This is a genomic window from Flavobacterium sp. CF136 (assembly GCF_000282055.1).
GTDB lineage: Bacteria > Bacteroidota > Bacteroidia > Flavobacteriales > Flavobacteriaceae > Flavobacterium.
The window spans coordinates 1-1,390 of record NZ_AKJZ01000113.1 but is presented as its reverse complement, the minus strand read 5'-3'; the positions used below and the strand labels follow the sequence as shown (position 1 = coordinate 1,390).

2 protein-coding genes are annotated in these 1,390 nt (G+C 30.9%); both read left to right on the top strand.

Annotated features, from left to right (window positions below):
• Positions 1-164: 164 nt before the first annotated feature.
• Positions 165-644, top strand: a complete 480-nt coding sequence (locus PMI10_RS21495; RefSeq protein ID WP_007811852.1) for a hypothetical protein — start codon at positions 165-167, stop codon at positions 642-644.
• Between the two features lie 4 nt (positions 645-648).
• Entirely contained in the window at positions 649-1,233 is a 585-nt protein-coding gene (locus PMI10_RS21490; protein ID WP_007811850.1) for a hypothetical protein, read from the top strand.
• Positions 1,234-1,390: the final 157 nt, after the last annotated feature.

Below are 1,390 nucleotides of genomic sequence, written 5' to 3'. Positions count from 1 at the left end.
AACATAACAAGTATGCTGTATTTACTATAAAATCAACAACAACTGATTATAAAGATATTGATACAACTTCTATATTAATTTTAACAAAAATTAAAGGTAAATGGACTGTCTTTGGAGAGGTAGGAGACGGTATTTATCGTTGATGAATAATCAGGATTATATTAATGGAAAAGATAATCCAAATCCTCCCACAGATTTATCTGGCCACCACAATGGCTCACGAGGTTATCCATGCCTATTTAATTAGTTTACTTGAAGATAATAAAATATGTGGTACTTCAGGAATTTGCGATTTCCCTACTATTTATGAGGCTTATGTACAACAAGAAATTACAAAAAACACACAGATACTTCCTGATACACATCATAACTTAATTGCTGAAAAGTATGTAAATGCAATAGCCTCTACTATTCAGGAATTTCATACCGGGCAAACAGTTACTTCTGGTTTTCCTCAGCAGGTTTATTTGGATATGGCTTGGGGAGGGCTTCTGGAAACACAGATATTTAACAAAAATTATCCTAATGATCCTAAGAATATAAATTATAAAGATCGGGAAAGAATTTTGGGTAGAATTCAGGCCGAAAAAAATGGTTCTGTTTATGGCGTAAACACACCATTAGGAACACTTTGTAAAAAATAAAATCATGAAACAATTAAACAAATTATTCGTAATCATTTCTCTCTTTACTTTATCGTGTGCCAATGCGCAATATCTAGAAAGTTACGAGCCTATCAATGTGTTTTTAGAGACTCAAAAAATCGATAAGAGTAAAAAGCACATTCTACAAGCTAATAAGGCTTCAAATAAACAGGCTTTAAGGATTTTTAATGGGGATGTAGGACCTGATCATATTATAGACCCAAAGAATCCTATAGATTATACAGATGGTTTATTTGTAGAAAAACATTGGAAAAAAATGTATGAAGAATATATTCATGATACCATAAAAAGATACTGGAAAAAAGAAGATTTTCCGGAGTACAAATTCATACTTGAAGATGGAAACGGATTATTTAAACACGATTTTTTAGTTAGATATATTGGTACAGGACTACATGAGGCAATAATAATTTCAGAGCCAATGTATTACATGGATAAAAAATATATAATATTTTATTATGCTAAAGTATACTCTACAGGTGGGGGGAATTATTCTACCGTTATCATGAAAAAAGAAAACGAAAAGTGGATTGTTGTTAGGGTAATGGGAGATTATATTTTTTATTAAGATAATGGCTTTTTTGTAAATCACTTAATATGTATAATACCTTGTAAAAATTAAAATCATAAAACAATTAAAACAAACATTCGTAATAACTCCTTTTTCATTTTGTCATGTGTCAGTGCACAAACCGGCAGTATAATAGGTGCAGGTACCACGCAAC

Bases quoted from the DNA above. Each gene is read 5' to 3' on its own strand.
- PMI10_RS21495 (WP_007811852.1), top strand. From the start codon at position 165: ATGGAAAAGATAATCCAAATCCTCCCACAGATTTATCTGGCCACCACA.
- PMI10_RS21490 (WP_007811850.1), top strand. From the start codon at position 649: ATGAAACAATTAAACAAATTATTCGTAATCATTTCTCTCTTTACTTTA.